The organism is Acinetobacter lactucae (assembly GCF_013344765.1).
Taxonomy (GTDB): domain Bacteria; phylum Pseudomonadota; class Gammaproteobacteria; order Pseudomonadales; family Moraxellaceae; genus Acinetobacter; species Acinetobacter lactucae_A.
Genome location: NZ_JABVBF010000212.1, coordinates 1 through 5,021, shown reverse-complemented (window position 1 = coordinate 5,021; position 5,021 = coordinate 1). Strand labels below are relative to the sequence as shown.

7 protein-coding genes are annotated in these 5,021 nt (G+C 35.6%); all 7 read right to left on the bottom strand.

The window, feature by feature from the left end; genetic code table 11:
* Positions 1–80 precede the first annotated feature (80 nt).
* On the bottom strand, positions 81–539 hold the full coding sequence (locus HUN22_RS15560) for a hypothetical protein (RefSeq protein WP_174731206.1): 459 nt from the start codon (positions 537–539) through the stop codon (positions 81–83).
* Between the two features lie 233 nt (positions 540–772).
* A complete protein-coding gene (locus tag HUN22_RS15555) occupies positions 773–982 on the bottom strand; it encodes a hypothetical protein (RefSeq protein WP_174731203.1) in 210 nt (69 codons plus the stop codon).
* 196 nt (positions 983–1,178) lie between these two features.
* Positions 1,179–2,147: a CorA family divalent cation transporter gene (locus tag HUN22_RS15550; protein ID WP_254617551.1), complete on the bottom strand. Its 969-nt coding sequence runs from the start codon at positions 2,145–2,147 to the stop codon at positions 1,179–1,181.
* A 34-nt stretch (positions 2,148–2,181) separates the two neighbouring features.
* Positions 2,182–2,358 (bottom strand): hypothetical protein, encoded by a 177-nt coding sequence (locus HUN22_RS15545; RefSeq protein WP_016144804.1) that lies wholly within the window; start codon positions 2,356–2,358, stop codon positions 2,182–2,184.
* Positions 2,359–2,375: 17 nt separating this feature from the next.
* The gene (locus HUN22_RS15540) at positions 2,376–3,080 is read right to left on the bottom strand and encodes a hypothetical protein (RefSeq protein ID WP_174731200.1); all 705 of its coding nucleotides are present in this window, start codon (positions 3,078–3,080) and stop codon (positions 2,376–2,378) included.
* 290 nt (positions 3,081–3,370) lie between these two features.
* Positions 3,371–4,666, bottom strand: a complete 1,296-nt coding sequence (locus tag HUN22_RS15535) for a serine hydrolase domain-containing protein (protein ID WP_174731198.1) — start codon at positions 4,664–4,666, stop codon at positions 3,371–3,373.
* Between the two features lie 12 nt (positions 4,667–4,678).
* Positions 4,679–5,021, bottom strand: a 343-nt coding sequence (locus HUN22_RS15530; RefSeq protein ID WP_174731195.1) for a carbohydrate porin, incomplete at its 5' end; no start/stop codon positions are given.

Here is a 5,021-nt window from a genome sequence, read left to right as displayed (position 1 = left end):
AAAAACCGCCCCAGAAGGCGGTCGCTGAGTTTAAACCAGCAGTATATAGAAGCAAGGTGGACGTTCACTTCTATATTCTTTTATGAAGGAGTTTTATTGGTTTTAATAAAATCCTCAGATTTGAAATAATTGATTATCATGTCTGCATGCTCTTCTTTTTGAGGAACTACAGAAACAGCAAATGTATCTTTCGACATCTTAAAACCAGGTGGAAGGAATTGTGAAATTGGTGGCAATTTAGGTTTTCCCCCATCTGTGATTCGCTCGATAAAACCCGCTAACCAAAGAAGATATTCACCTTCATTTGCAAACTTCGGCATAACACTTAAGTCAATTTGAACTTTGCATTCACTTAACGGCTTGGTTAAGTTTTCTTCAAAATCTATATAGTTGAACTTGAGCTTAAACTCCGTTCCTTTAATAGCTTTTCGAATCTGACTAATTAAACAGTTTAGGTTCTGAGTAATGTCATCAGTGAATAAGCTATCTTTTTTAATATTTTTATAAACCTTTTCGGCTACAGCTAAATACTTTGGCATTAACCTCTCTCCATCCTATTGTTATAAAGTGCTGATCTATGAATATCTTATGTATTTGATTATGCTTAAAGAATTGTAAGTAAAGGTAATCTTATTGGTGTGGTTTGTAAGTAATTAGCTTCTTTTGTAAGACACCCAATAAAAACACCTAAAAAAATTATGGTTTTGATAACTCATCCACAAAATGAGCGCTTAAAAAGAGATATTTTGAAATATTTACTTTCATTTTAATTTTACCATTTGGTAAAATTATATCTTTTCATTTGCTTATCCCTTCGCACTAAACCCAAAACAGATCTACGTACTCTTATTTCTTCTTCAGAAAAAGGCAAGTGTTTGATGAGTTCGTAAACTGAGAGGGAATTATTTTCTATCAAGAAACAGTCTTGCTCTGTGGTCCAGTTAGAAGTGGTTGTTTGTGTTTGTTTTAGATAATGTTTCATATTTCCTAGCAGGTTTATGTGCGCATACTAAAAGCCTGCTGTTGTAGCAAGCTTAAGTTAGATATTGTGATGATCATGATTATAGCAGTTTGTAGATAACATCATCGTCTGATCTTGTAGCTTATCTTTATAACGTTTAACAATTCATTTTTATTGTGCCCTTTCATCATCAAAAAGAGCACATTTGAAATATAAATTACCGCAACCAGCCTTTATGTTTTATATAAGCTAAAGGAAGAATTGCCGCAGCTAAAGTAAGAATCATAGAATATAAAAAACCATGTTCCCAAGATAATTCAGGCATTACAGCAAAGTTCATTCCATAAAATGTACCTACCAATGTTGGTGGTAAAAACACAGCAGTAATAATCGTAAAGACCTTAACAATTTGGTTTTGTTTAATATTCATAATGTTGGTGACCGCATTTTGCAGATATCTAACCTTTTCATACTCAAATGAGGCATATTCCTTAACTTCGGCAACATCACCAGCCAGTTCAGATACTAAAATCTGAAGTTCTACTTCACTGATGTTATCTACTTCGCCATTTAGATATCGCACTACACGCATTAAAGAAAGTTGTGACTCCAAACATCTAGAGATAAGTTCTTCTCTCTGATTTAAATTAAAAATTGTTTCTAATAGATCCTGTACACCTAACTCTTTACCATCTTCTCCACGACCTTCCGAAATCTGAAAAATTTCGTCTGATGTTTCCTTTAATCCTTCGGCAATACAATCAATTACATTATCAGTATTATCGTTTGCGATTTGGAGTAATACACGTAATGTTGATCGAGGTGTCTCATGATGAGAAGCTTTTCTGTTTAAACGACGTAAAGCACTTTCAAAAGGTCTGAAATTTTCAGTAGAGTTAATCGTTATTAATACCTTATCACCCAAAATAAACAATACTTTCCCAAAAGTAGGATGGCATTCTGCACTTAGGGTTAATAATTCGGATCTAATATAATGATAATCATCAATTTCAACTTCGCCCGTATTGCTATTAGCAATGTCTATGGAAAAGGTTTCTGTTAATAGTTTCAGCTCATCTGCCGTGGGTAGATGCACTTGGACCCAGACTAGATTTTGATCAATATCTAGTGGTAATCCTTGTAGCATAGCCAATGTATTACCTGATTTTACGTAACTAGTGATCATGTTTGCTCCTGAGTAATGAATGAGCTAAATAAATCTATTTGCTGGTATGTGAAACAGAAGTGGAAGATGAGCGAGTTTCTTGTTCACTTGGTTGGATATAGTGAACAATGATCATAATCGTCACAATAATGGCATAAAGCATTGATACCGCTAAAATAATCTCATTTTCCATACTATTGAGAAATGCAGGTTTTTTACGCTGTTTTTTCATTTAGCACTCCAAGAAATTTAAGGTAAAAAGGTATTTGTAAGGAATACAAATCCAACCGAAAAAAATGCATCGTCATGGCTCGAAATTTGATTCCCGTAGCTTGCATCTAGTTGGACAAAGTCCTTATAAAGCATGTATTTAAAGCCAGCTTGGTAAAAAGACTCATTTCGGTCATTACCATAGACTTCGGCAGTGAGTGTGAATGGATGGGTAAGTTGTGTTTCTGTTCCAACTCCCCATGTGGTTTGGTTTTTATGGGTGGTATTTTCTCGTAACCAGCCGAGATTAAGGTGGACTAAGAATTTGTCTTCGAGTGTTGAAATACTCAAAGGTACGTTTACGGACCAATCTTTCTGTGAAGAATCTTTAGTATTCATTTGAGTTCCAAATGAAAATCCAATTCCCCAATCACTGGTTTGTAGGGGTTTTAATAAGGTTTTACCCTGTAAAGTTGCATAGCTGGCATGTTCAGTGTCATCGTTTACTCTTCCCAAACCTACAGCAAACTCAAAATTTCCACCAAAATTACAAGCAGGTACTGCCCAATATTCTTTACTGTCAGGATTATGTTGCGCCCATGTTTCTAGTTGGCAGGTTTTTGGAGAAACAAGAGCTGCATCATCAACAGCCATAGGCCGTCCACTATGACTAGAACTAGAAAAAGCCAATAAACAAAAACTAGAGATAAGTGAGCGTTTCTTTAAGATATATAACACTGGCATCACTCCCATAAAAAAAGAGCACATGCAAGAACTTGCAACCAATCATGATGAAATCATGGGTTGATAATAGAAATTAAAAGAGAGGAAATATAAAAAAACCTCTTCTTGTATCCACAAGAAGAGGCCTGTAAGGACTTCAGGGGATACTTAAACTATTACCGATCGACTAGTGTCACTCGAGCAAGTACTCACAATGAAGCTCCTGAAAAATTCGTTGGGCGGATTCTAAAACTGCCTTAGACAAATATCAAGTTAAAATTTAATGACAATCTAAACCACATAAAAAATGCCTATTTTTGCTGAGTAAGATGCTGAGTTACAGCATTAAAAAATAAGCTTTTTTCATTATCAAGTTGAGCAGATGGCATTGCAGTTTCCCATGTACTCCATTGCATCATTACAATCTTGTCTTTAGGGTTAATAGCTAACATTTGCCCAAAAATGCCTAGCCCCCAAAAAGTTGCATCAGAATTTTGAGTCGTTAATGGCGATCCTTTTTTTGCATGTGAATTCCACCATTGAAAACCATATATCCCGTTCGGATAGTTTTCAGAAACAGAACCTTTAGCTTGATTCCATTCGGTTGCTTGCGCTGTCCAACCTTCGGGTAGCATTTTGTCTCCATTAGAAATGCGCCCGTCATTCAATATAAATTGTCCGAAACGTGCGTAATCACGCAAAGTTGCATTAAACCCGTGACCACCCATGTCAACTTGATTGCGGGTATAAGATTGCCAAACACCCTCTCGCTCCATGCCTACTCGTTTCCAGATAGTGTCTTCAAGATATTTAGCAATATTTTCATGTGTCGCAGCTTCTAATACTTTACCCACTAGATATGCACCACCGGTGCTATATGACCATACTGTTCCTGGTTCATATTTAGCTTTCAAATTTTTTACATTTTTATAGACACAAGCATCTGGATCTTTAGCTGCCTCACAATAAGTCATTTTTGCAAAATCTGAAGTTGGATCTTTATAATTTTCATTCCACTCAACACCAGAGGTGTGTTGTAAAAGTTGTTTTAAAGACACTTTTTCCCAAGCAGTTCCTTTCAAATCAGGTAAATATTGAATGATTGGATCATCTACCGATTTGATTTTACCTTGTTGAATAGCGACCCCAATCAGCGTTGCTACAATCGACTTAGCGACTGAACGTGAAGTCCACAACGTTGTCTCATTGTTGCCTTGACCATAGTATTCATAAGCGATTTTGCCGTCTTTTAATACAATTAGACCTGCCACACTTTGGCTTTTTAAGTAATCATTTAAATTATAGTTTTTCCCATCTACCGAGTAATGGATATCCTTATTTTTTATACTGTTGTTAAGCTTTGGTAGTGCAAGTACATTCTTCTTGTCAGGGTGAAAAACACTACCGTCGTAACTACGGAAAGTATTTCGAAAGCCAATTACTCTTTGCTGTTGTGTCCATGTCAACATATCGTGTGGATCAGGTAATTTTTTATCTACGGTGGTTGGACAGTCTTTTAGTTCTAACTGCTGACAGCTATATTCAGCACAAGCGACACTACTGACGAATAGACCTGTGAATAGTAAGCTAATTTTTGTAATCTTCATCTCTTTTTTCCCTTAGTAGAGCTTAATTTGAGTGACTAAACCGACAATCACATTGCTGTTGAAGGTTTTTCCTGTAGAACGGTAGTAATTATCTGGATTCCAGATGTATTGTACGAATGGGCTTAAAGTTAGACGTTTGTAATTAATATCGGTATCTAAAGAAAGAAATGAGGTTGTTTTATTATCATTACCATTAATTTTTTGGGTCATTAAAACATAGTCATCATTGAGTTGCGATTGACCAAATTTCACACCTAAATGATTTTTACCTTGATTAATTTTATAGCTTAAACCAAGCTCCCAATAATTTTTATAAGGTTGGTTTTTTTCATCAATATATGAGTAAGCCCCAAAT

Excerpts from the sequence above, each read along its gene's own strand:
- HUN22_RS15560 (WP_174731206.1), bottom strand. The coding sequence starts at position 539 with ATGCCAAAGTATTTAGCTGTAGCCGAAAAGGTTTATAAAAATATTAAA.
- HUN22_RS15555 (WP_174731203.1), bottom strand. The coding sequence starts at position 982 with ATGAAACATTATCTAAAACAAACACAAACAACCACTTCTAACTGGACC.
- HUN22_RS15550 (WP_254617551.1), bottom strand. The coding sequence starts at position 2,147 with ATGATCACTAGTTACGTAAAATCAGGTAATACATTGGCTATGCTACAA.
- HUN22_RS15545 (WP_016144804.1), bottom strand. The coding sequence starts at position 2,358 with ATGAAAAAACAGCGTAAAAAACCTGCATTTCTCAATAGTATGGAAAAT.
- HUN22_RS15540 (WP_174731200.1), bottom strand. The coding sequence starts at position 3,080 with ATGCCAGTGTTATATATCTTAAAGAAACGCTCACTTATCTCTAGTTTT.
- HUN22_RS15535 (WP_174731198.1), bottom strand. The coding sequence starts at position 4,666 with ATGAAGATTACAAAAATTAGCTTACTATTCACAGGTCTATTCGTCAGT.